The organism is Azospirillum sp. Marseille-Q6669 (genome assembly GCF_965111635.1).
Map to the genome: position 1 here is coordinate 164,765 of NZ_CBCOOP010000004.1, position 23,918 is coordinate 188,682.

General features: G+C 67.4%; 21 protein-coding genes and 5 pseudogenes. 6 read left to right on the forward strand and 20 right to left on the reverse strand.

Going from position 1 to position 23,918, the window contains the following annotated elements; genetic code table 11:
• The first annotated feature begins 132 nt into the window (after positions 1-132).
• Complete coding sequence (locus ACWPXE_RS22200; RefSeq protein ID WP_174436163.1) at positions 133-300, forward strand: hypothetical protein; 168 nt, start codon at positions 133-135, stop codon at positions 298-300.
• Positions 301-370: 70 nt separating this feature from the next.
• Here ACWPXE_RS22200 and ACWPXE_RS22205 read toward each other — a convergent pair whose 3' ends face one another.
• The 5 genes from ACWPXE_RS22205 to hmpA all read right to left on the reverse strand — a co-directional run bounded on the left by ACWPXE_RS22205 (position 371) and on the right by hmpA (position 4,653).
• Positions 371-916, reverse strand: coding sequence for a hemerythrin domain-containing protein (locus ACWPXE_RS22205; RefSeq protein ID WP_454019527.1), 546 nt, complete (start codon positions 914-916; stop codon positions 371-373).
• Between the two features lie 23 nt (positions 917-939).
• On the reverse strand, positions 940-1,566 hold the full coding sequence (locus ACWPXE_RS22210; protein WP_454019528.1) for a hypothetical protein: 627 nt from the start codon (positions 1,564-1,566) through the stop codon (positions 940-942).
• Positions 1,567-1,714: 148 nt separating this feature from the next.
• Complete coding sequence (gene nirK, locus ACWPXE_RS22215) at positions 1,715-2,779, reverse strand: copper-containing nitrite reductase (protein WP_454019466.1); 1,065 nt, start codon at positions 2,777-2,779, stop codon at positions 1,715-1,717.
• A 256-nt stretch (positions 2,780-3,035) separates the two neighbouring features.
• On the reverse strand, positions 3,036-3,320 hold the full coding sequence (locus ACWPXE_RS22220; RefSeq protein WP_237907148.1) for a hypothetical protein: 285 nt from the start codon (positions 3,318-3,320) through the stop codon (positions 3,036-3,038).
• Positions 3,321-3,426: 106 nt separating this feature from the next.
• Complete coding sequence (gene hmpA, locus ACWPXE_RS22225) at positions 3,427-4,653, reverse strand: NO-inducible flavohemoprotein (protein WP_454019529.1); 1,227 nt, start codon at positions 4,651-4,653, stop codon at positions 3,427-3,429.
• A gap of 240 nt (positions 4,654-4,893) precedes the next feature.
• On the opposite strand from hmpA, the gene ACWPXE_RS22230 reads away from it, so the two are divergent.
• Positions 4,894-6,165 carry a sensor histidine kinase gene (locus ACWPXE_RS22230; RefSeq protein WP_454019530.1) on the forward strand — a complete coding sequence of 424 codons (1,272 nt, stop codon included), beginning with the start codon at positions 4,894-4,896 and terminating at the stop codon, positions 6,163-6,165.
• 44 nt (positions 6,166-6,209) lie between these two features.
• On the opposite strand, the gene ACWPXE_RS22235 is transcribed toward ACWPXE_RS22230, so the two are convergent.
• The gene (locus ACWPXE_RS22235) at positions 6,210-7,328 is read right to left on the reverse strand and encodes an HD-GYP domain-containing protein (protein WP_454019531.1); all 1,119 of its coding nucleotides are present in this window, start codon (positions 7,326-7,328) and stop codon (positions 6,210-6,212) included.
• Between the two features lie 406 nt (positions 7,329-7,734).
• Between ACWPXE_RS22235 and ACWPXE_RS22240 the strand changes: the two genes are divergently transcribed.
• Complete coding sequence (locus tag ACWPXE_RS22240; protein ID WP_454020049.1) at positions 7,735-8,217, forward strand: hypothetical protein; 483 nt, start codon at positions 7,735-7,737, stop codon at positions 8,215-8,217.
• A gap of 226 nt (positions 8,218-8,443) precedes the next feature.
• Here the strand turns inward: ACWPXE_RS22240 and ACWPXE_RS22245 are convergent, their stop codons facing one another.
• Genes ACWPXE_RS22245 through ACWPXE_RS22260 form a run of 4 tightly spaced genes read right to left on the reverse strand, consistent with a single transcriptional unit; the run spans position 8,444 to position 11,214 of the window.
• On the reverse strand, positions 8,444-8,797 hold the full coding sequence (locus ACWPXE_RS22245) for a nuclear transport factor 2 family protein (RefSeq protein ID WP_454020050.1): 354 nt from the start codon (positions 8,795-8,797) through the stop codon (positions 8,444-8,446).
• A complete protein-coding gene (locus tag ACWPXE_RS22250; RefSeq protein WP_454019532.1) occupies positions 8,737-9,456 on the reverse strand; it encodes an MFS transporter in 720 nt (239 codons plus the stop codon). Before ACWPXE_RS22250 ends, ACWPXE_RS22245 begins: the two co-directional genes overlap by 61 nt.
• A gap of 26 nt (positions 9,457-9,482) precedes the next feature.
• On the reverse strand, positions 9,483-9,983 hold the full coding sequence (locus ACWPXE_RS22255) for an MFS transporter (RefSeq protein ID WP_454019533.1): 501 nt from the start codon (positions 9,981-9,983) through the stop codon (positions 9,483-9,485).
• A gap of 31 nt (positions 9,984-10,014) precedes the next feature.
• On the reverse strand, positions 10,015-11,214 hold the full coding sequence (locus ACWPXE_RS22260; protein WP_454019534.1) for an IS256 family transposase: 1,200 nt from the start codon (positions 11,212-11,214) through the stop codon (positions 10,015-10,017).
• A 192-nt stretch (positions 11,215-11,406) separates the two neighbouring features.
• Here ACWPXE_RS22260 and ACWPXE_RS22265 point away from each other — a divergent pair, with 192 nt between their 5' ends.
• Positions 11,407-12,465, forward strand: a complete 1,059-nt coding sequence (locus tag ACWPXE_RS22265; protein WP_454019535.1) for an IS630 family transposase — start codon at positions 11,407-11,409, stop codon at positions 12,463-12,465.
• 100 nt (positions 12,466-12,565) lie between these two features.
• Here the strand turns inward: ACWPXE_RS22265 and ACWPXE_RS22270 are convergent, their stop codons facing one another.
• From ACWPXE_RS22270 to ACWPXE_RS22280, 3 genes and pseudogenes are all read right to left on the reverse strand, one after another.
• Positions 12,566-13,090 (reverse strand): hypothetical protein, encoded by a 525-nt coding sequence (locus ACWPXE_RS22270; protein WP_454020063.1) that lies wholly within the window; start codon positions 13,088-13,090, stop codon positions 12,566-12,568.
• Between the two features lie 145 nt (positions 13,091-13,235).
• Positions 13,236-13,586, reverse strand: a pseudogene (locus ACWPXE_RS22275) (recombinase family protein); the annotation flags it as partial.
• Between the two features lie 115 nt (positions 13,587-13,701).
• Entirely contained in the window at positions 13,702-14,319 is a 618-nt protein-coding gene (locus ACWPXE_RS22280) for a hypothetical protein (protein ID WP_454019536.1), read from the reverse strand.
• A gap of 53 nt (positions 14,320-14,372) precedes the next feature.
• Here ACWPXE_RS22280 and ACWPXE_RS22285 point away from each other — a divergent pair.
• Positions 14,373-14,510, forward strand: a pseudogene (locus tag ACWPXE_RS22285) (IS3 family transposase); the annotation flags it as partial.
• 40 nt (positions 14,511-14,550) lie between these two features.
• A pseudogene (locus ACWPXE_RS22290) lies at positions 14,551-15,519 on the forward strand (Tn3 family transposase); the annotation flags it as partial.
• On the opposite strand, the pseudogene ACWPXE_RS22295 reads toward ACWPXE_RS22290, so the two are convergent.
• The 7 genes and pseudogenes from ACWPXE_RS22295 to ACWPXE_RS22325 all read right to left on the reverse strand — a co-directional run.
• Positions 15,508-15,786 (reverse strand): annotated as a pseudogene (locus ACWPXE_RS22295) (ISKra4-like element ISAzba1 family transposase); the annotation flags it as partial. The pseudogenes ACWPXE_RS22290 and ACWPXE_RS22295 overlap by 12 nt on opposite strands.
• 8 nt (positions 15,787-15,794) lie before the next feature.
• Positions 15,795-16,753: pseudogene (locus tag ACWPXE_RS22300) on the reverse strand (IS30 family transposase); the annotation flags it as partial.
• Between the two features lie 15 nt (positions 16,754-16,768).
• Positions 16,769-17,545: an ATP-binding cassette domain-containing protein gene (locus tag ACWPXE_RS22305; RefSeq protein WP_454019537.1), complete on the reverse strand. Its 777-nt coding sequence runs from the start codon at positions 17,543-17,545 to the stop codon at positions 16,769-16,771.
• Between the two features lie 8 nt (positions 17,546-17,553).
• Positions 17,554-18,672: an SIP domain-containing protein gene (locus ACWPXE_RS22310; RefSeq protein ID WP_454019538.1), complete on the reverse strand. Its 1,119-nt coding sequence runs from the start codon at positions 18,670-18,672 to the stop codon at positions 17,554-17,556.
• On the reverse strand, positions 18,672-20,666 hold the full coding sequence (fhuB, locus tag ACWPXE_RS22315) for a Fe(3+)-hydroxamate ABC transporter permease FhuB (RefSeq protein WP_454019539.1): 1,995 nt from the start codon (positions 20,664-20,666) through the stop codon (positions 18,672-18,674). Before fhuB ends, ACWPXE_RS22310 begins: the two co-directional genes overlap by 1 nt.
• Positions 20,659-21,600 carry an ABC transporter substrate-binding protein gene (locus ACWPXE_RS22320; protein WP_454019540.1) on the reverse strand — a complete coding sequence of 314 codons (942 nt, stop codon included), beginning with the start codon at positions 21,598-21,600 and terminating at the stop codon, positions 20,659-20,661. The genes fhuB and ACWPXE_RS22320 overlap by 8 nt, the downstream gene beginning before the upstream one ends.
• A gap of 10 nt (positions 21,601-21,610) precedes the next feature.
• Positions 21,611-23,860, reverse strand: coding sequence for a TonB-dependent siderophore receptor (locus ACWPXE_RS22325; RefSeq protein WP_454019541.1), 2,250 nt, complete (start codon positions 23,858-23,860; stop codon positions 21,611-21,613).
• Positions 23,861-23,918 lie beyond the last annotated feature (58 nt).

Sequence of the window (23,918 nt, forward strand, 5' to 3'; positions counted from 1 at the left end):
TCCCGTCCCGTCCCGGCCGGCGTCGGCGCGCGGGACTCATGCCCGCAAATGGATGCCGCCTCACCGGCAGGCTTTCACGCCGTCGCGATGATGCGGCGTGAACGGTGTTCTGACAGGAAGGGAGGAATCACCATGAAGCCCCAGCGGTCCGCACCCCCGCCCTCGTCTCCCTTCGCACGCCCCGACGGGTCCTGCCTCGGTCGTCTTCCGGACGAGCAGGAGGACGAGCCCGTGCCCGCCGCGCCGGCGGAACCCGAGGACAAACCCGCCCCGCCCACCGAGCCGATGAATCCGGCTTGATGCGGTTCGGAACACCGGCGCACGTTGGCCGCGACCGATCTGCCGCTGAACCTGCCGCTGAATGCCCGTCCTAAACCTGCGGCGATGATGCGCGTTCATCCGCGCCGCCAAGCGCCTCTTCCCCACAACGGTAAGCCCGTGCAAGGGAAGCGTCCTGTGCTGGCGTGAGCACGGCGTCAACGGCACTGAGCAGTGCGGTCTCTTCCTTTTGAATGTGCAGGACGAGGCCCTCGATCAATTGCTGCCCGAAATGGCGGAAGACCGGCCAGCTTTCCTCATCGAACCCCTCACGCAGAGCCAGGGCACACAACCGGGTGATGCGGCGGACGAGCGGGCGCAGGGCCTCGTGGTCGGTCGAGAGGTCGGCCGTCATCTCGTAAGCGCCAGCGGCGGCAATGGGCGGAAAGAGCCACTGCTCTTCCAGGAGGAAATGCCGTTCGAGGTCCTGGCCCAACTCCTTGCCAAGGGAGGCGAGCAGAACGCGACCGTCCACGTCCAGATGTGGGATGTCGTCTTCCGTGGTGCGCTCCAGGTAGGCTTCGAACGCGTTCAGAAGGTCGATGGCCCGGTGATGATCATCGTGCAGGAGTTGGCCGGTCTTGCTGTCGGTGTGCATGTCCGAAGTCTTTTGAAAGGGGGTCACGCGTCGGGTCGGCCATTCCAAGCGGCAAGCCTGACCAGTCGAGGATCGTCGGCGTGGTCCACCAGCATGCGTCGGACCCGCTCCTGCCACAGGATGCGGAACTGTGCCGCTTCGTCCGGGGATGCCGCGTGGGACAACAGGCGCTGCAGAAGGCCGGGCATCGCCGGATCGACCGGCACGACGCCGCTGTCGAGCGTCGCTTGCACTCCCGCTCCCGTGTCCATGCGGACGAAGGCCATCGTCCCTTGAATGCCGACCCCGAAGGACAGGAGGTTCCGGCGGTCGAAGCGTCCAGCGATGCCTTTGAAGCCGGTGCTCTCCGTCGCTCCGGTCAGCAGCGTGGCGACGCTTGCCATCACACCGGCCACGCCTTCGGCGGCGGCCTCGCGAACAGACACCGCAACGGCCCCGCGCTCGGGCACCTCATCGGGATACAGACGCTCCAGTGACCGTACGGTCATCAGGTAAGCGCCCGCGACGGTCGGGCAGGAATGGCCGGCCAGCCGCACCGCATCGGCATAGCCATACTCAAGCAGGCCGTCCTCGGCCGCGCCGAGGAACGCGCTGAGCGGATCGCACACGACGAGCCGCGGCGCCGCATCATAAAAGGATGGAAAGGTCATAACCGGATCATGCCACGATGATGCGCGGGCCTCTTTGTCCTCGCGCAAACGGCACGGCCAAGCACCCGTGGCAAGCGGGAAATGCCCAACGGAGGAAGGCAAGGGTCTCGCCCCCCACCCTCCCCCTGCGCATCCCACCGGGGTGGGATCAATGCTTCATCTCACCGAGATGCTTGCGGGAGTCGCCGCTCTTGTCGAGGATGACGCTGTCGTCCGCCTTGCCATCGACTTCCAGAATGCCGATGAGCCCCTTGGTGGCGCGGCTCAGAGCGTGGTCGACCAAGGCGTACTTGCCCGGATAGTCGACCTTGAACTCCACCATCGTCGCCCCGCCCGGCGCCACCGTGACCGTCTGCACGTTCTTCAGCGGCGGCGTGTCCAGGGCACCGAGATTGTGGACGCGATCGAAGATCTCGCCGATGACATGGAACGACGAGGTGAAGTTCGGCCCACCGACACCGAACCAGATGCGCACGGTTTCGCCCACACTGGCCTTCAGCGGCTTGTCCTTCACCAGCCCACCCACGGCGCCGTTGAACACCAGATAGCCGGGCTTCTCGTTGACCAGGCCGTCGTAGTCGTCCTCCGCCGCCGGCAGGTTCTTCGCCTTGGTGGCGTAGATCTCCTGCTGCATCACGTAGAATTCCTTGTCGACCTTCGGCAGGCCGCCTTCGGGCTCCACCACGATCAGGCCGAACATGCCCTTGGCGATGTGCTGGGCGACCATCGGGGTGGCGCAGTGATAGACGTAGACGCCCGGCGCCATCGCCTTGAACGAGAATTCCTTGGTCTGGCCCGGCTCCGCCTGGGTGATCTGTCCGCCGCCAAGGAAACCGGTGGCCGCGTGGAAATCAATGGAATGGTTCATGATCGATCCGGGCGCGTTCGTCATGGACACGTTCACCGTGTCGCCGACACGGACGCGGACCATCGGGCCGGGGACCTTGTTGTTGAACGTCCAGTAGGTGTAGGTCGTGCCGTCATCCAGCCTGGCTTCGACCTCGGTCGTGGTCAGCACGACATTGTGGGTCTTGGGCGCGCGCGTGCCCGCCGCTTCCGGCGCCGGGACCGCCGCGGGGTCCTGGACGATGTCGACCGTCGGCTCCTTGACCTTCGGCTCGGCGTACAGCGTGGTGGCCGATGCGGCGCCGATCCCCGACAGGGCGATGAGGGCGGCGGCGCTGACGGTGGCGAGGAAGGTCTTGGTTTTCATGATGCAATCCAGGGCGAGTGTTGCTTCCGAAGCCAACATCCCGGATTTCACGCCCCGATTACTTGACGGTCGTCAAGAATTTGAAGAAAGGGCAACGCCCTGTTTTTTTGTATTTTGCTTGCTTTTGTCACAACTCCAATAAATAGCCTGTGAGAGTGAGGAGGCGACGGGGGTGTATGGCTTGCAAAGAGTTGCGAAACACCACGGCCCGCCTGCCGTTGCAGCCGGGGCGGTCCCTGACGATGCCAGGGGCGTGTCAGTAATCCCGATCCGGGTGATCGGACCAGTCGCCCAGATTCATCACGGCGACCGCCATCGCCACACCGCCGAACGTTCCGCAAACCGAGCCGAAGAGCAGAATGAAACCGATCAACCAGTATTCGGAGCCAAGGAGCAGTGTACGGAGACTGGCGACATCCAACGCGAGAAGGCCGAGGCAAACGACAACCCCTGCCACCACCCCGATCGCAAGGTGGGTCAAGAGGAACGCCACCAGGTTATGCTTTCGCAGGAAAGAAAAGCGCCGTGGATTTCGAGGCATTCTTTCGACTCCTTACAAAACCAAAGCGCATGACAGCAAACATACGACAGGAACGCGCCGCGCCGTTGACGTTCCCCTGGAATGAATCGGCGCACGCCTTGAAAACTCATGCGGCAAGCAATTCATCCGCCGGGCCGAAAAACTCGTAGTGGATGCTGCCCAATGGCACGCCCCGGCCGGCGAGGCCGCCGACCATAGCGCGCAGGAACGGTCGAGGGCCACACAGATAGTAGGCCGCCTCCTGCGTCGGCGTGTTGGCGACGATCCAATCCATGCTGATGAAACCCCGTTCATCGTAGTCGCGCCCCTGAACGTCGGCCGGCTCAGGGGCGTTGTAATAGGTGCGCAGCGTGATGTTGCGAGCCTGAGCGGCGAGCGCCCGGGAATGATCGCGCATCGCGTGGACGCGGCCGTTCTCGGCGCCGTGAATGTACCATGTCGGCCGGCCACCGCCGGAACCGGCAATGGTCTCCAGCATGCTCATCATCGGGGTCAGCCCGACCCCACCGCTCAGCAGCACGACCGGCCCGGCGGACGCCTCGTCGAGGAAGAATTCGCCGGCCGGGGGCGCCACCTTCAGCGTTGTGCCCGGCTTGGCGTGATCGTGCAGCCAGTTGGAGGCCAGACCCGCCGGCCTGCCCGAGCCCACCTCCCGCTTGACGCTGATGCGGTAGGACCGGGAATCCGGAGCGGAGGAGATGGAATAGTTGCGCTTCAGCGCACCGGCTCCCGGCACATCCAGCGCAAAGGTCAGATACTGACCGGGACGGTGGCGGATCACACCGCGCCCGTCTGCCGGAACCAGGATGAAGGAGCGGATGATGTCGCTCTCCGGCGTCACGCTCTCCACCGTGAAGTCGCGCCAGCCGTTCCAGCCGCCCGGCGCCGTGGCGAGCCCGGCGTAGATGCTGGCCTCCCGCGCTTTCAACACGTCGGCCAGAAACCAGTAGGCCTCGCCCCACGCGTCGAGGACGTCCTCGGTCGCGGCATCGCCCAGAACGTCCTTGATAGCGCCCAGCAGGGCATCGGCGACATAGGGGTAATGTTCGGGCAGGATGTTCAGCCCGACATGCTTCTGCGTGATCCGCTCCACCCGCGAGGCCAACACACCCAGATTGTCGATGTTGCGGCCATAGGCGATGATCGCCGCCGTCAGCGCCTTGGACTGCGACCCGGTCTCGCCATGATGGGATTGATTGAACAGGTCACGGATTTCCGGGGTGCGGAACAATCGCTGATACATGCGGTCGGTGACCGCGGTGCCGCCTTTCTCCAGAGCGGGAACCGTGGCCTTGACGATGTCGATGGTTCGGTTGCTGAGAGCCTCCGCCATGGATTGCCTCCGTGCTGTCATGGCGATTCAACCATCCGCCAATTCAACCGGTTCCGGCACTGTCCTCGGAACCGGACCGACCTCCAAAGGTTGCGATCGTCCGGGCATCAGCCATTGATGGCGGTGGAGTTCCTGCTGCGGAAGCGGCTTCCATGCGCTATATTTCGGGCTACGAAGCGCTCGTACACTTCTTCATGCCAAGGACTGTTGGCGTGACGAACCGCCTGGGAACCGTGGCTGATGCCTGCTGCCGACACCGATGCCCTGCAACCGTCCGCCCTGCGCGACGCCGACCATCTGACCGCGATCGTCGATCTCAACGAACGCCTGTTCTTTGCCCGTGACCTGCCGACCGTGGTCTCCGTCCTGCGGACGGCGGCGCGCCGCCTGACCGGCGCCGACGGCATCACCATCGTGCTGCGCGACGGCGACCTGTGCCATTACGTCGAGGAGGACGCGATCAGTCCGCTGTGGAAGGGGCAGCGGTTCCCCATGGGCACGTGCATCTCCGGCTGGGCTATGCTGACCGGACAACCGGCGGTCATTCCGGACATCTACGCCGATCCACGCATCCCACACGAAGCCTATCGCCCCACATTCGTGCGGAGCCTTGTCATGGTGCCGGTCGGCGCGCCCGAGCCCATCGCCGCCATTGGTGCGTATTGGGCGACGCGGCACACGCCCGACACGGGCACCGTCACCCTCCTGCTGGCGATCGCCCGATCGGCGGCCCTGGCGCTGTCCAACGTCCGCCTGCTTGAATCGTTGCAGGAGACGGCCGAAGCCGCACGGACACAGGCCAAGGAACTGGCGCGGGCCAACGCGGCGCGCACCCGGCTCCTTGCGACGTTGAACCATGACCTGCGCCAACCGGTCCATGCCCTGACCCTCGCCACCCACGCCCTGTCGTCCCGGGTCACAGCCCGCGGAGAAATCTACGTGTCGACGATGAAGCACTGCCTGGGCGTGGTGAAGCGACTGATGGATGGCGTGCAGGACTTGGTAGGGATGGACGACGGCACGATCACCGTCCGGATCGAAGACGTCCCGTTGGACGATCTGATGACGCACGCCACAGCGACGTTCCATCTGGCCGCCGAAGCCAAGGGGCTCGACTGGCGCATGGAAGGGAGCGGCGGCGGGGTGACGGTGCGCACGGACCGGCTGCTTGCGTCGCGCATTCTCCACAACCTCGTCGACAACGCCATCAAGTACACCGACCGCGGGGAAATCCGGATTGTGTGCCGCACTGCCGACGGCAGGGTGTGGGTCGACGTCTGCGATACCGGCCGAGGAATCCCGGAGAGTTCCCTGGCCGACATTTTCGAAGAGTTCTACCGCATCGAAGCCGGGGATGACGTCGTCGGCCTTGGCCTTGGCCTGTTCATCGTGAAGACGCTGGCGGATCATCTCGGCTATCCGATCATGGTGGAGTCCCGCCCAGGGGCGGGAACAACGATCAGCGTCGCCCTGCCATTGGCTGGTTCTGTCGCATCGTCCACAGGCGGGTGATCCAGAGCCCTTGTCCGGGGGGCAAGGGGGCACCGCGGCCGGCGTCAGCGGCCGGCCACGAGCCCGTTCGAGGGGGTATCGCGGAACTGTTGCTGAATGGCCGCGATGGCGCTCATGTCCGTGAGCAGCGCCGCGACGCAGTCCGGATCGAACTTCCGGCCCGCCTGCTCCCGGAGGAAAGCCGCCGCGGCATCATTCGTCCACGCTCCCTTGTAGGGACGCTCCGACGTCAGCGCGTCGAACACGTCGGCGACCGCGACAATGCGGGCTTCCAGTGGAATGGCCACGCCGGAAAGGCCGTTGGGATAGCCGGAGCCGTCAAAGGCCTCATGGTGACAGGCCACCACATTGCGCAAAATGGCGGCGTGCGGCAGGGCGCCAAGGCCGTGGTCGTGAATCATCGCGTTGATGATGTCCAAGCCCTTGGTCACGTGCGTTTTCATGACCTCGAACTCGTCCGTCGACAGTTTGCCGGGCTTGAGCAGGATGCTGTCCGGCACCGCCACCTTGCCGACATCGTGCAGGGGGGCGTACTGGAGAATATATTCGATGAACTCGTCCGAAAGCCCGTGCTTCGATGCGATTCCCGCTGCGACAAGCTGGGCGTAGCGGCTCATGCGGTTGAGATGAGCACCGGTCTCCTCGTCACGGTAATGACTGACCTCGAGGGCCGTGTGCACGGCCGCCAGCATGGCGCGCGTGCTGGTCATCTCCGACGCGACGAGCACGCCGATGACCCGCCGATACGGCAACAGTGCCGACACGATCGATTCGGTGAAGAAGCCCTCCTTCCTTGAGTTCAAGAAAAGGAAGCCATACAGATCGCCCTGCCAGTGAATACGGCTCACGTAGCGCGAGCGGAAGCCCTGCTTGAGCAACCGGCCTCCCGGGCTGGTGGAACCGGGGTCCGACGTGATCGCATTGTCAATCCACGGACGTCCCGTCTCGGCGACCGTCTGCAGAAGAGGATAATCGCACAGCCGGCCGGAAAGGGGATCGAGGGGCCGTGGGCCGACGTTGCTGTGGACGAACGTCCGGACCCGCTCGCCCCTGGCATCATAGGTCGCCACGGCGATCCGGTGCAGATGCTCCAGTCCAGGCCATTCGCGGATCTCCTCATGCAACGACTGGAGCCGTTCCTCAAGGCCTCCACTCTGCTCCATCCAAGGATCTTCGCCGAACCCGCAGGCGAGACTGCCTACTCTCACTTGCCGCATCTGGTTCAAAGAACATCTCCTGGATGGTGTAAGCTATAAGGCAACTATTCGCTATGCCAGCAATGGGTATATCGCGCTATCTTTTCACTGCATGTGTGTGAAGGGGCGCCCGAAGACGCGGAACTCCATGGGACGACCGTCACCTTCGAGGGCATTCGTTGGCGTTGATTTGCGTCAAATCCCTCAACAAATATGTGCATGGGTTTAGGGAACTGGACCAGAGGTTGAAGGCTGGGCTTGATCTCGCCTCGGGTTGGTGGACACGGGTTTGCGCAGATCGTAGCTCGGCCTGCCCTGGCCGGGTGTCACCTCATGGACTGTCGAGTTCACCGGCCAGATAGCCGGAAAGGCGCTGCCAGAAACCGAGCAGTTCGCCATCGGCGGGCTTTACGCCACCCGGGGTTACACATTGAACAATGGCAGTGTCGACACCGGCTTTGTGCTGCGGAGCGAGGCGCGGCTGCCGACCTTCCCCTCCTTGGGCCATCTTGAGAGCAGCGGATTCGGCCCGGTCGAGGATGTCGTTTCGCCCTTTCCCTTTCCCGACGTGGGGTACGGCCACAATTACAACTACGACGCTCTTCCTGGCATCGGCGAGCGGGCCGACACGACGCCGGTTGGGGGTGGGGGCTGGCCTCGACTACACGCTCCTGCAGACCCCGCAGCTTGGGGTAAATGTCGGAGTTGCTCTCGCCGATGGGCCGGAAACCAGCCGTGGGACGCTCACCGCCCAGGCCAGGATGCTGGTTTCTTTCTGAAAAACCCGTTTCCTTCGTCAGGTGTCACGCCAAGCCTGAGCTGGCGACGCGGAGGCCCCGGCGAGCCGAGGCCGTGATTTAAGCAACGGCGAGCATGCCGCGCAGAGCGGCGACCCGCTGGACACGGATCGCCCGTCGGCGCGCAGGCGATTCAACACCGAGCCGGTCCGAACGTTCTTCGGTCGCGGTCGAGCGGCAGTGCGGACAGCGCATTCGTCACCTCCTCAAGAGAGGTGATCCTCTACGGCCGCCCCGCCGTCACGACCAAGCTGGCGCGAGGGTTGACGTTACCGACACGATCCCCTACGGCAATTTGGAAAAGCTGAACAGCTTCGAGACGATCTTCCAGTTCCCCTCAAGCTTCACCAGCAACAAATAATCGGTGAAGAGCTTCGCCTCGATAGACAGATGAACCACCGCAAGGGCGATGTCCGGGCTCGACTTGTGAATGGACAGTATCCTGTCATGTCGTTTCTCCCCGTGGCTTGACGGGCTCTGGCGGTTGGCGACGAATTCGTAAACCTTGGGCATGGAATCCTGATCCAGCTTCCCGTCGATGACGCAGGTCAAGCGGCAGGACTCGCGGAAAGCCATTTTCAATTTTTCGACATCCGCTTCGTACCAGCCGTCGAAGTAAGGCTGGAGCGCGCGGGCGATCTCGTAAAAATCGGAATCCTTGGTGTATGTCCCTCGGGCTCTGCGATGGTGAAAGCGGTGCATTGTGCGGTCAGCTCGGCAAGACGGGATCGGCCGCCCAGGCTGCCAGCGCCGCTCCCTCCCGATGCGGCACGCCGTTGTGTTCGGCCGGGAGGCCGCGCTCTGTGGGCGCGAGCGGCGACCGGGACGGCGGCGCTCCCGGCAGGTCCCCAGACGCCGCCTCCCGACCAGACCATCAACGCCGTCGCAATCACGGGCGCTCCACCCCCGCCCAGGGCCGACGCCATCTGGTAGGCGAAGGAGGAGCCGCTGTAGCGGATGCGCGTTTCGAACAGCTCGGGAATGAGAGCGGCCAGCGGAGCGAACATCAGCCCATGACCGAGATTCATCGCCACCACGATGGTGGCGATGACCACCCAGCTCTGCCCCGACTGCAGCAGTTCGAACAACGGGAACGCCATGACGGCGCTGACAGCGGCCCCGAGCAGGTAGATCGGCCGTCGGCCGACGCGGTCGGAGAGATGCCCGAACAGCGGAATCGTGACCAGTTCCATCATGGCGGCGATGCAGACGCCGAGAAGGTAGGTCTCGACCGGGACGCTGCCTTTGTCCTTGATGAAACTGATGCCGAAGACCGTGATGATGAAGACCCACGTCACCTCGGATATCTTCAGCCCCAAGACCGTCAGGCAAAGCCGCCAGTGATCCCGCAGAACCTCGGCGAAGGGCAACCGGGACAAACAGTTGCCGACCCGGATTTCCTCGAACGCGGGTGATCCGCGAGTCGGAAACGGACGAAGGCGCCGACGGCGACCAGCACGATGCTGAACAGGAAAGGAAGCCGCCATCCCCAACTGAGGAGAGCGTCCTGGGGCAGGCTCTTGAGCAGCAGAAAGGCGGCGGTCGAGGCGGCGACCCCGATGGGAAGACCCGTCTGCACGAGGCTGCCGTAGAAGCCGCGTCTGTCCCTGACGTGTTCCACGACCAGCAGCGTCGCCCCGGCCCATTCACCGCCGACGCCGATACCTTGCACGAGCCGAAGCAGAATCAGCGGCAGGGGCGCCCAGATCCCGATCTGGTCGTAGGTCGGCAGAAGGCCGATCAGAAAGGTCCCCGTTCCCATCATCAGCATCGTGGCGGCCAGCATGTTCGATCGTGCCCCGAGGCGTGGTGTCTGAGGGGGCATAGGTGCTGTTCGGCGAGTTGAAGCCGCCGGTCTACTCCACTGCAATCGGCAGCGGGTCAGCGGTGTGAGGGTGGCACAGCTCGGTCAGGCTTTCCATGGTCATGTAGCGCCGGCACACCGCCCACTCGTCGTGTTGCTCCAGCAGCAAGGCGCCAACCAGCCTGCGAACCGCCCCCTCGCCAGGGAAGATACCAACGACGTTGGTGCGCCGCTTGATCTCGCCATTCAGGCGTTCCAGAGGGTTCGTGCTGTGCAGCTTGGTGCGCAGATCCTTCGGGTAGGCCATGTAGGCCAGCACGTCGAACTCCGCCTCGTCCATCAGCGCCGCCAGCTTGGAAAAGCGCGGCCGCAGGCTGTCGGCGACCCGGCGCCACTGCTCGTGCGCCGCCTCGGCGGTCTCCTGGGCAAAGGCGGTGCGGATGGTGGCGGCGACCATCGTCTGGTGTGCCTTGCCGACGCAGACCAAGAGATTCCGCATGCAATGAACTCGACAGCGCTGGAGGGTCGCGCCCAGCACCTTGGAGGCGGCGGCCTTCAGCCCGAGATGCGCGTCGGCGATCATCAGCTTCACACCCCGCAGCCCCCGGCGGGTGAGCGAGCGCAGGAAGTCGCTCCAGAAGGTCTCCGCCTCCGACAGCCCAAGGCCGAGCCCCAGCACCTCGCGCCGGCCGTCGGTGTTGACGCCGATCGCCAGTATGGCGGCGAGCGAGACGATGCGGCCGTCCTGGCGCACCTTCACATACGTCGCGTCCAGCCACACGAACGGCCAGTCGCCCTCCAGCGGGCGGGTCAGGAAGGCGTGGACCCGCTCGTCGATCTCCTCGCACAGGCGGCTGACCTGGCTCTTGGAGATACCGGTCATGCCCATCGCCTTGACCAAGTCATCGACGTTGCGCGTGGAGATGCCCTGCACGTACGCCTCCTGGATCACGGCGATCAGCGCCTTCTCCGCTGTGCGCCGCGGCTCCAGGAAAGCCGGGAAGTAGGAGCCGCGTCGCAGCTTGGGGATGCGCAGATCGATGGCGCCGGCGCGGGTCTCCCAGGTTCGCTCGCGGTAGACGTTGCGCTTGATCAACCGCTCGTCCGAGCGCTCGCCGTAACCGGCGCCGGTCAACGCCTCGACCTCCAACTCCATCAGGCGCCGAGCGGCGAAGCCGACCATCTCGCGCAGGAAGTCGGCGTCGGCGCTCTTTCCAATCAGTTCGTGAAGAGCGATCCTGTCCCCGGTCATCGTGTCACTCCGTCTCGGTTGATGGTCGTCAAGCAACCTCAACTTAGCCGAAGAGCACGGTGGCCGCCCGCTCCCGGACGGCTGGCCCGCCTGCGCCAGCTATGGGGACCGCTCCGGCGGGCCAGCCTCACGTCTCATACCGACGGCGTGTGAAGGCTTCCTTTGAGGCGAGCCCGATCCACCTGATTTGGCATGGGCAGCAAGGTTCACCTGGTTCATCACCTTGACGCCAATGAGTTGCATCGGCTGTACAAGGCCGCGACGGATGCGACGGAGCGGACGCATCTGCAAATCATCTGGCTGCTGACCAGTGGGCGCTCGGCCCAGTTCGTGGCCGAGGTGACGGGGTACACGCCGCGCTGGGTCAGCGTCATCGTGGGACGCTATAACGAGGCCGGGGTTGCGGGGCTGGGTGACCAGCGCCAGTTCAACCCCGGCGCCAGACCGCTGCTCGACGAAAACCAGCGACAAAGCCTGAGGACTAGCCTGGCCGATCCGCCGCCCGGCCGCGGTTTGTGGACGGGCCACTCGGTCGCCCAGTGGATCGCCGGCATGCTTGGCCGGCTCGTCTCACCCCGGCGCGGCACCGATTATCTGGGCCGGCTCGGCTTCACCCGCCAAATACCGCGCCCCCGCCATGCCGAAGCCGATCCCTTGGCCCAGGAGGTCTTCAAGGCCCGGTTCCGCCGCCGTGTGCAGGCCCTCCAGCAGGAAGACCCGGACACACCCTTGGAGGTGTGGGCGATGGATGAGCATCGCGTCGGGCTGAAGCCGGTGCTCCGCCGAGTGTGGGCGCCGCGCGGCCGCCGGCCGGTGGCGCGCGGCCACCAGCGCTTCGAGTGGATGTATCTCGCGGGCTTCGTACGGCCGAGCACCGGACAGGTGATCTGGTTTCTCGTCGATGGCCTCGATGCGCCCATGTTCGGTGCTATCCTGGACGCCTTTGCCCGCGAGGTCGGGGCCGGGCCCACCAAGCAGGTGCTCATCGTCCTCGATGGCGCGGGCTGGCATGTCGCCGGCTCGCTGGACATCCCGGAGGGCATCACGCTGGAGTTCTTACCCCCGTATTCCCCCGAATTGCAGCCCGCCGAGCATCTCTGGCCACTGACCAACGAGACGATCGCCAACACCTACTTCGAGGATCTCGATGCCCTCGATCAAGCACTCGCCGATCGCTGCTGCGGTCTCGCCGATGATCCCGACCGTATCCGCGCCGCCACATGGTTCCACTGGTGGCCGCAATTCGCATGAATTCCAAGCAATGGAAGCCTTCATGCGCCATCGGTATCAAACCAGATGGCACGCAGAAACTGCAACGCCTCATCCTGACCAAAGGCATCGACTATCGCCGTTATGGAGTGCTTTTTAGGCCTTTGAGCGATTTGGCTGGCCGGCCGCGCCGCCGTGGCGCTTCCGGTGCAGGAAGCGGCCGATCTTCCAGAAGCCCCTGTGCAACGGCCTGACTCAGCAGGTTCTGCACCGACGAGATCGACCCGCGCGTTTCTCCACGGGGCGTCCGGCAGTGCAACTCTTCGAGATGACGGGCAATGTTGGCCAGGGTTGGGGTGCCCAGCGTCTTCACCGCCGAGGCCACCAAGGTGACGAGGTCGTCGCTGTCGCGGCCCCGCGGCGTACGCTCCAGTACCCGGTCGTCCACGAACCCGTCCCGCGCGAGGCGATGCACGGCGCGCGCCAGAGCTGCCCCGGTCCACGGGCCGCCGTCGGGGCGCCGCGAACCATTTCTGGCCAAGCTGCGGGCCACGGTCGCCCAGGAATAGCCGGGACGCATCGCGCGGACGTGGGGCAGGATGTCGTCGGCCACCCGCAGCACATCGGCATCGCGCCGCGCTTCGCGGGCGTCGTTGACGGCGCGCACCGCCGACGCGGACCGGAAGCGCAGGCCCAGATTGCCGCCGATCCGGCCACGGTCCTTGGCGGCCTTCAGGCCAGCTTTGGTGCGCTCGCGAATTGAGCGCGCGTTCGAACTCGGCCACCGCGCCGAGGATCTGCAAGGTGAAGCGGCCCTGCGGGCTGGTGGTGTCGATGGGATCGCCCAGCGAGCGGAAGCCCGCCCCTTGGGTGTCGAGCGCCTCAATGATCTCCAGGAGGTGGGCGAGCGAACGGGCCAGCCGGTCGATGCGCACGACGACCAGCACGTCGCCGGCACGGCAGCGCGCGATGGCACGCTTCAGCTCCGGGCGCGACCGGTCGCCGCCGGACCCATGCTCCCGGTGTGTCGCTTTCTCCTGAAAACTTTCTTTGAAAATTTTGGACGTTAAAACCAGCGGTTTGACCGAACAGAGCCGATCCCGCTGAATCCATAGAACGTTATAATGAAATGATAATCTTGCAAGGACACCTTTCAATTGCACACATTGCGCGCTGAACGATGAATTTCTCCTCCCGAAAATGACCGTTCATTCCCTCCTTGAGAGCGTTCTTCGATCTGCACGCTCTCGCGAGCCTTCAAAGTATACAACCGTCCGTTCAACGTTTCCGGCTGTCGAACAGCACCCCGATCACCGGAGCCAAACGCTTCAGGCGCGGCAGAAACGTCAAGCTGCAGCAGGCGCGCACCGGCAAGGAGCCGTGGTCAGGGTTGAGGTTGACCAGCCACGCCGTCTCACCGTCGAAATGAACACGTTTGAGATAGAACTGCTCCGTGTCATCCTCGCCTTCACACGCGGCGATGACGATCCTCCCTTCCAGGTCGAGCATCGCCATCCCGTCGACCCAGGCCCCGGCAATGATCGAGTGTCCGTCCAAGGCCCGTGGTTCGGCGCTGACGCCATCAACCTTGAACACGCAAGCATCGACCGGCAGACCGATGGCATCGTCGCTGTCCAATTCCGCGATATCGTCGGCCACACCGAGCGCCCCAAGGGCAATCCGGGAACGCCAGATCACCCCCGTCAGGGCTTTCAATTCCGCACTTCCACGGGGAATGCGGATCGGCGCGACCGGCCGGTCCACCGTCTGCGACATGGCCGCGAGACTGACGACCGGAGCCTGAGGGTAATCCTCATGCAACCGCCCCAACAGCAGTCGGTCGCCGGCGGCCGCAACGACCAGATCGCCGGCCGCCGGCCGCTTGACCATATGCACCAGGATCGTATCGCCAGCCCGAACCAAGGGCACACCAAGCTGTCGGTGGTTGCCATCACCAGCGGTATCCGACCCGCGAGGCCGCCAAGCGGGACCTGTTCGCCTACATCGAAGGCTACTACAATCGCCAGCGGATCCACTCGGCTCTCGGCTACATCACCCCAGAGCAGGCCGAGCTTCGGGCCGCATAACCCGGTGTCCATTCTCCCGGGGAAAGCTCACGTCACCGCCATCGTCGCCGCGCTCCGCTCCGAAAAGCTCATCCTGCCCGCCTTGGCGGTGATCGAGCGCACGGGCGCCGCCGGGCGTGCCCGCGCCCGCAAGCGGGCGGCGGACGCTCTGGTTGCCGGCCTCACCGACGAGCAACTGGCCAAACTCGACCGGCTGCCGGTCGTCGATCCCGAACTCGGTGGAACTCCTCTCGCCTGGTTGAAGACGATACGGAGCGCACCAAAGGCCGGGCATGTCCGCGACCTGCTCGGCAAGCTTCAGGTCGTCCGTGCCGTCGGGATCCCGTCCGACCTCGCGTCGCGCCTTCCCGAAATCCGGTTCCGCCAGTTCGTCCGGGAGGGACAAGCGTCGCCCGCCTATCTGCTCGGCCGCTACACCGCCCATCGGCGGCGCGCGACCCTGGTCGCCGTGCTGTTCGACCTGGAATCCCGGCTGACCGATGCTGTGCTCGGCATGGCCGACCGGCTGATCGGCGGGGCCTTCACGCGGGGCAAACATGCCAAGGAGAAGACCTATGCTGCCACGACGCGCGACGTCGGCCGCCTGATGCGGCTGTTCCACGACACGATCGAGGCGCTCGGCGCGGCCCAGGACAGTGACCGCGACGCCTTCGCCGTCGTCGACGAGACCGTGGGGTGGGCAAAGCTGTTGCGCGCCCGGCCCGAGGTGGCCGGCCTCGTTGATCTGGCGGAGGAGAATCCCCTGATCCGTGCCGCTGACCGCTACATCACGATCCGGAAGTTCGTCCCGGCTCTTCTCGAAGCCCTCACCTTCCAGGCGGCCAGGGAAAACGACCCGCTGCTCGCGGCGGTAAGGCTGCTGCGCGATCTCAACCAGTCCGGAAAACGCGATGTCCCGTCGGATGCACCGATGCCCTTTCGCAAGGAGTGGCGGCGGCTGGTCGTCGACAGCGGCACACCCAATCGCCGGCTGTACGAGATGGCGGTGCTGGCCACCGTCCAACGGCAGCAGCTCGGCCAGCAAGGTCCGCGCCCGCCGGTACGGCAGCGCGCTGCCCATCCCGGCCATGACGCGTTCGTACTCGGGGGTGCAGCGGTCGGGCATGATCTCCTCGACCGGGGTCAGGGTGCGCCGGCAGGCCACACCGCAGCGGCAGGGCTCAAAGCGGGGCGCGCGCACCTCCACCGTTCCAAACAACGACACCAGCCGGCGCGGACGGTGGTCCTTGAGCGGGCGCGCCGCGCCGCAGTGGCTGCACCGACGACGATGGTGACAGGGCGGATTCAAGCGGTCGTCGCAACAGCCTCGTCCCGTCCTCCCTTATCGATAGATTGAAGCAGTTCGCCCAGCGCCTCAGCTGGAGTTTTCCAGCCAAGGGTTTTGCGGGGTCTTGTGTTCAGGGCGAGGGCGACGGCCGCCAGGGTGTCGGCGTCATGCGCGCTGAGGTCGGTTCCCTTGGGGAAGTACTGGCGTAGCAGACCGTTGGTATTCTCGTTTGTGCCGCGCTGCCACGGACTGCGCGGATCGCAGAAGTAGACGCAAAGCCCAGTGTGTCGATCCGGATATGGGCATGTTGGGCCATCTCCGCCCCCTGATCCCAGGTCAGCGACCGGCGGAGCTGGGCGGGCAAGGTTGCGATGGTGCGCGCAATGGCGTCGCGGACGACCGTGGCGCCATGGTCGGCAAGCGCCGGTCCATTCTTGGCCCGCGGTCCGCTGGCATGCCCCGGCATCAGGGGCAGATGGAGCAGCATCGTGAACCGCGTCGTCCGCTCCACCAACGTGCCGATCGCCGATCCGCCCAAGCCGATGATGAGATCCCCCTCCCAGTGCCCCGGGACCGCCCGGTCCGCCACCTCCGCCGGGCGTTGGCTGATCATGATCTCCGGGGTGATGAAGGACTTGCCCCGCTTGCGGGTCCGCGCCATCGGAACGCGCAGCGTCCGCCCGGTCCGCAGGCAGGCGGTCAACTCACGGCGCAACGCTCCCCGGCCTTGAATGAACAGCGCCTGATAAATGGCCTCATGGCTGATCCGCATCGTCGGGTCCTCCGGAAAGTCGAGCCGCAGGCGCCACGAGATCTGTTCGGGGCTCCACGCCTTGCCCCACCGCCGGTCCTGACGGCGCCCGTGACGGCGAGCTTTCCAGGGCACGGCCGGCCCCGGGATCGCCATGCCGTTCGGGGCAACCACCGTGCCAGCCAGACGCTCATGCACATAGTCGCGCAGCATTGGATTGACCACTCCGCACTCAACCGCTCAGCGCACCAGCGCGACCGGCTCGCCGCTGTCCGGGTGGGGGATCACCGCCATCGGCACCCCGTAGATGGCGTCCAGCCGGGCCGGCGTCATGATCTCGGCCGGGGGTCCGCGATCGATCAGCCGACCGCCCTGCAGGGCGACGATGTCGTCGCAGAAGCGCGCCGCCATGTTCACATCGTGCAGCACCGCGACCACACCGATGCCGCGCTCGCGCGACAGGCGGCGGACCAGGGCCAGCACCTCCACCTGATGGGCGACGTCGAGCGCCGAGATCGGCTCGTCGAGCAGCAGGCAGCCGGCGTCCTGCGCGATCAGCATGGCCAGCCACACCCGCTGCCGCTCGCCGCCCGATAGGCTGTCGACCAGCCGGTCGGCGAAGGGCGCGGTGTCGGTCAGCGCCAGCGCCTCCTCCACCTTGCGGGCGTCCTCCGCGCGGAAGGCGCCGAGCGCGCCGTGCCAGGGATAGCGGCCGAGCGCCACCAGCTCGCGCACCAGCAGGCCGGAGGCGGCGGGCATGTGCTGCGGCAGGTAGCCGATGCGGCGGGCGAGGGCCCTCTGTTTCCAGCGGTCCAGAGGGCGGCCGTCGAACAGCACCCGACCGCCGCTTGGCGGCTGCTGGCGGGCGAGGATCTTCAGCAGGGTCGATTTGCCGGAGCCGTTGTGGCCAATCAGCGCGGTCACCCGGTGGGGGAACAGGTCGCAGGACGGCAGGTCGAGCAGCAGGCGCCCCGGCAGGGCGAAGCGCACCCCGTCGAGGCGAAACATAGGCTCCATGGCGGGCGTCACGCGGAGGTCCCGTTGGCAGACGTCCCCGGCGGGGTGCGCCGCCAGTAGGCGACGGCCAACATGCGGTCGCGGTCGATGCCGCATCCCCGCAGATGCTCGCGCAGCCGGGCCAGGTCGTCGAACTCGCAGGCGACCCAGGCGAACAGGGTGGCGCTGTCCGCCGGGAGGGTTAGGGCGCGCACCGCCTCGACCAGCGGGCTGGCCGCATCGGCCTTGCGGCGGTGCAGCCAGCGGACGGCGAACCCCGCGGGGGCCCGGAGCGGCAGTTCGTCCGCCGCGTCCTCCACCTCGATCAGGGCGATGCCGCGGGCGTCGTCGGGCAATTCCTCCAGGATGCGGGCGATGGCGGGGAGAGCCGTCTCGTCGCCGGCCAGCAGGTACCAGGAGGCCGGAGACACGCCGAGCCCGTAGGGGCCGGACATGCCGCAGAGGTCGCCGGGCCGCGCCCGCCGGGCGAAATCGGCGCCGGGGGCCTCGCCGGAATGGCCGTCATCATGACCGTCGTCCTCATGCAGGACGACGTCGATGTCCAGCTCGCCGGCGTCAGCATCGACGCGCCGCAGGGTGTAGTAGCGGACCGCCGGCCGGCGCTCGGGCGCGGCCAGGACCGGCCGCCCGTCGGGGCCGGGGCGCGGCCAGGACGGCACCTCCAGCCCCGGCGGCGGCAGGTAGAGGCGGACATGCAGGTTGTCCGACGTCGCGAAGCGGCCGAGGTCGCGGCCGCGGAAGGTGATGCGGCGCAGGCGCGGGGTCAGGTCGCGGACGGCGGCGACGCGGATCTCGCGGAAATCGGCGAACAGCGCCCCGGTCTCGACGTCGCCGGTCCAGACGATCGCCGCGTCCTCCCCGAGCAGGCCGAGCAACTGCTCGGTGATGGAGCCGCGGAACCGCTCCAGGAGGCCGCGGTCGCCCGATTCCGCCCGCAGACGCAGCGCGTCCGTGTCCACGGTCAGCGTCAGGCGGCCGAACGGTCCGTCGGTCGTCCGGCGGTCGCCCTCGCGGGTGAAGGTCAGGCCGTAGGGCTCGGAGGCGGCGACCAGCCAGTCCGCGGCGGCGGCGGGGGTGCCGGGGAGGAGGTCTTGGGGAATCGCGGTGTCGCAGGAGAAGCGGGGCATCAGCGCCGTCCCAGAAGCCAGAGGAGGAAGGGGCCGCCGATCACGGACGCGAGCAGCCCGGCCGGCACTTGATAGGGGAAGAGGACGCCGCGTCCAAGCCAGTCGGCCGTCAGCATGACCAGACCGCCGAGCATGGCGGAGCCGAGGAGATGGGCCGCCGCCCGCTGCAGGCCGAGCATGCGGGCGAGGTGCGGCCCCATCAGCCCGACGAAGCTCAGCGGCCCGACGATCAGCGTCGCCGCCGCGGTCAGCAGCGCCGACAGGCTGAACAGGACGGCACGGCTGAGCGGCGGGCTGACCCCCAGCGCCGCCGCCGCCCCGCCGCCGAGCGGCAGCAGGTCGAGCCAGCGCGCCACGAAGGGGATGGCGGCGACGGCGATCCCGGCCAGCAGCGCCGCCGCCAGCGCGTCGGCCGGGCCGACCATGTAGGTCGAACCGGACAGCCAGGTGACAAGCGTCTGCAGGCGCGGGTCATGCCCGGCCATCAGGACGGCGACGACGACCCCGGAGATGGAGCTGGTGGCGATCCCGGCCAGCAGCAGCCGGTCGGGCGAGAAGCCGTCCCTGCGGCCGAGCGCCAGCATCGCCGCCAGCACCGCCGCCGCTCCCGCCCCGCCGGCCAGGACCTGGGCGCCGCGGCCGGGGGTCTCGGCGGAGAACATCAGAACGATCACGCCGAGGATCGCGCCGGAGGAGACGCCGAGGATTTCCGGCGCCGCCAGCGGGTTGCCGGTCATCCGCTGCAGCGTGGCGCCGGCCACCGCCAGCATCGCCCCGCCGGCCAGCGCCGCCACCGCCCGCGGCATCCGCCAGGGCTCCACGGCGGCAAGGGCGTCGCCGACGCTCCACTCCCAGCCGTCCGGACCGCGGCCGGCGGCGACCGCCGCCCACAGGGCCAGCGGCAGCAGCAGGGCGCCGGCGGCGAGCAGCAACGCCGGGCGGTGCGCCCGCGGCGGCGGTGCTGTGGTGGACGTGACCGGCGGTGCCGCCGTGCGCAGGCGGGGCAGCAGCCACAGCAGCATCGGCACGCCCAGCACCGCGGTGACGGCGCCGGTCGGCAGCTCGCGGTAGGTGACCGGGGCCAGTAGCACCAGGGCGTCGGTCGCCCACAGCAGGGCGGCGCCGCACAGCGTCGCCCACAGCAGGCGCGGACCCAGCCGGCGGGCGCCGGCCATGCCGACGATGGTCGGGGCGGCCAGCCCGACGAAGCTGACCACGCCGACGGCGGCGACGCTCAGCGCCGCCAGCATCACCGCGATCACCAGACCGGCCAGCCGGGCGCCCGCCACCGACAGGCCCAGGCTGCGCGCCCCGCCCTCGCCGAGGCCGAGCAGGACCAGCGGGCGCAGCACCAGCGCGGCGGCGAGCGCCAGCACCGCCAGCCGCGGCGCCAGGAAGGCGGCCATGCTCCAATCCTGCTGGTCGAGGAAGCCGGCGCCCCACAGGAACAGGCCGATCAGCAGGTCGTGGTTGAACAGCACCATCACGCCGCTGACCGATCCGGCGTAAAGGCTGAGGACGAGGCCGGCCAGAACGACGGTGACCGGCGACAGCCCCTTGCGCCAGGACAGCGCCAGCAGCGCTGCCGCCGACAGCCCGGCGCCGGCCAGCGCCACCCATGCCCGCCCCAGCGCTAGCGCGTCGGGCAGCCACAGCGTGGCGACGGCGAGCGACAGTTGCGCGCCGGCGGAGATGCCCAGCGTGGCGGGCTCGGCCAGCGGGTTGCGCAGGACCTGCTGCAGGATGGCCCCGGCGAGCCCCAGCGCCGCCCCGACCAGCAAGGCGACCGCGAAGCGCGGGAACAGGACATAATGGGCGGCGAGCTGGTCGAAGCGCGCCGGGTCGGGAGCGATGAGCGCCCGCCACCACAGCTCCGGCGGCACTTGCCGCTCAAGGACGAGGGCGGACACCAGCCCGGCCAGTAGGAACAGGCCGATGACCGGCCAGGCGGGACCGAAGCTGCGGGACGGGGGTGAGGTCGCGGTGTCAGCCATGATGCGGGGCAAGCCCTTCGCCGAGCAGGCGGGCGAAGCGCTCCGCCGCCGGGATGCCGCCATAGAACAGGATGGGCGGCAGGATGGTGACCCGGCCTTCGCGCAGGAAGGGCAGCCCGGCGAACAGCGGCAGGGCGGCCACCGTCTCCAGCGTCCGCCCGCCCTCGCTGCCGATGTTGACCAGCCCGGCGTCGGGGCGCCCGGCCAGCCGGTCCATGGTCACCGTGGCGTGGCCGTAGGGGCCGCTGGGGCCGGTCCAGGCGTTCGCGATCCCCAGCCGGTCGAGGACGTCGTGATAGAGGCTGTTGCGTCCGTGGATGAGGACGCGCCGCCCGTCGAGGACGCTGAGGATGTGGAGCGGGCGCGGCTCCCATCCCGACAGCCGGTCGCGCGCCGCCGCCAGAGTGCGGTCGAGCCGGGCGACCGCCCGCTCCGCCGCCTCCGGCACGCCGAGGCCGGCGGCCAGCCCGCGCAGCGACGCGACGGCGAAGGCGAGTTGCCCGCCCGGCTCCCCGTCCCCGTCGGACCGGGTGTCGAAGGGCGGATGGACGGTGACGGGGGCGATCCGTTCCAGCCGGCCCTGCACCGCCGACAGCGCGCCGTCGCCGACGAAACGCGCCGGGGCCAGCCGGTCGAGCAGTTCCAGGTTCGGCTCCGCCCGCGCGCCGATGTCCGGAACTCCGTCCGGCACCGCCGGCTCGACCACCGCCCGGCGGTAGCGGTCGAGCTCGGGCAAGCCGCGGGGAACGATGCCCAGCGCCAGCAGGGCCTGCGCGCTCGTCCAGTCGAGCGCGCAGAGTCCGCCGTCCGTCCTTCGCTCCGCCGACCACGCGCCGCCGGCCATCAGGCCGACCGGCAGCAAGGCGGCGGTGCGGAGGATGCGGCGCCGGTCGACGATGCCGACGGTGCCGACGGTGCCGTTGATGCCGGGCATCGGGGAGGCCTTACCAGCTGTACTTCAGCGTCGCCAGGATCTGGCGGCGGTTGCCGTACAGCACGGTGTTGTCGTAGAAGCCCGGCGAATAGTATTTTTTGTCGGTCAGGTTGCTGACGTTGAGCGCGGCGCTGGCCCCCGCCAGCTCCGGACGCAGGGCGCCCAGGTCGTAGCGGATGGCGGCGTCGATCAGCGCGTGCTCGGGGATGCTCGCGGTGTTGGCGATGTTCTTGGACGAGCCGACATAGCGCACCCCCGCCCCGAGGCCGAGCCCGTCCAGCGGCCCCGCCTTGACGGTGTAGTCGCCCCAGGCCGAGGCCATGTGGCGCGGAATCCCCTTCGGCCGCAGCCCGACCGAGCTGGTGGAGGACCCGACGGCCGGGTTGTCCTTGGTGATCTCGGCGTCGATGAAGGCGTAGGAGGCGATCAGGCTGAACGCCTCCGTCAGCGCCATCTTGCCCTCCAGCTCGACGCCACGGCTGCGGATCTCGCCCTCCTGCACGGCGTAGCCGCTGTAGAGCGGGTCGTTGGTCGACACGTTCTGCTGGGTGATGTGGTAGAGCGAGGCGGAGATGAAGCTGGTCCAGCCCGTCGGCTGGTACTTCACACCCACCTCGTACTGCGTGCCGGTGGTCGGCTTGAAGGTGCCGCCGCCGCGTTCCGGCGCCAGCGTGCCGGTGGACGGCTGGAACGAGGTCGCATAGCTGGCGTAGGGCGCGATGCCGTTGTCGAAGACGTAGCCGAGGCCGGCGCGCCCGGTGAACTCGTGGTCGCGCGTGGTCTGGAAGCCGTTGGAGAGGTAGTCGACCTCCTTGCCGACCACCCAGTCCTGACGGCCGCTGAGCGTCAGGATCCAGTTGTCGTAGCGCAGCTGGTCCTGGAGGTAGGCGCCGATCTGCGACAGCTTGCTCTTCCCGTTCACCCAGGGGTCGGCGTAGAGGAACTCCGTCCCCGGATAGGTCGGGTTGAAGATGTCGACGACCAGCGAATTCAGCGTGTTCCGCCGCGTCTCCTTGCCGGAGTAGTAGCCGTAATCGACGCCGGCCAGGATGGTGTGCGAGACGGGGCCGGTGGTCAGCTTGCCCTGGATGTTGCTGTCGATCAGGTAGGTGTCTGTGTTCTTCGGACGGTCCTGCAGCCCCACCGGGTAATAGCGGCCGTCCACCAGCTCGACCGGCCATTCGGTGCTGAAGGAGGACTGGAAGCTCACCCGCGAATGCATGTAGCGGGCGTTCTGGTGGATCGACCAGCTCGGGCTCAGCTCATGCTCGACCTCGTAGCCGATCGACGTGTTCTTCACCCGCCAGTCGGACACGCCCGGAACGCCGAAATAGAGGTCGGTGCCGATGAGGTCGAGCGCGCTACGCGGGATGCTCTGCTCCGACCCGCTCATCTTCAGCGACTGGTAGCTGGCGAGCAGGGTCAGCTTGGTTCTGTCGGTCGGCTTGAAGGTCACCGCCGGCGCGATGTAGAGGCGGTTGTCCGGCGCGTGGTCCACCTGGGTGTCGGACAGGCGACCGAGCCCGGTCAGGCGGTAGAGCACCTTGCCCTCGCCATCGACCGGCCCGCCGAGATCGAAGGCGGCCTGACGGCGCTTGTAATTGCCGGTCTGAAGCTGGATCTCGTGCAGCGGCGTTGCGGTCGGCCGCTTGCTGGTCAGGTTCACGACGCCGCCGGGCGCGGTCTGGCCGAACAGGACCGACGAGGGGCCTTTCACGATGTCGACGCGCTCCAGCCCGTAGGGCTCGAAGTTGGTGTCGTAGTTGTTGAAACCGGCCCGCAGGCCGTCGCGGTAAATGCCGAACAGGCTGAAATCGCGGAAGCCGCGCATCGAGAAGTCCGGGGCGCCGGGGCCGCCCGGATAATCGACCACGACGATGCCGGGCGAGTAGGCCACCGCACCGCCGAAATCCTGCACGGCGCGCTGGTCCATCTCCTCGCGGGTCACGACGGAGATCGTCTGCGGAATCTCGACGAGCGGCGTGTCCACCTTGGTGCCGACGGCGCTGCGCGTCGCGACATAGCCGTCGGTGCCGCCGACGACGCCCTGGACGGTGAGCGGAGCGAGAACCGTGACGTTGCCGGCTGATCCGCTGTTGACCGATCCGCTGGCCGGCTGCTGCTGTGCCAAGGCGGTTGGCTGATGCGCCAACGCTGCCATTCCGGCCATCGTCGTCGCCAGCAGGAACGCCTTCAGACGCCCGCGCGTCCCCGTCGCCGGACGGACGGCCGCTGCGGCCACCCCAACCCCAATCTCCATCTCCAAACCCCCGAATGACGCTCGATCCGGCGGGTTCCGCGTCCTGCGAAACCCGTCT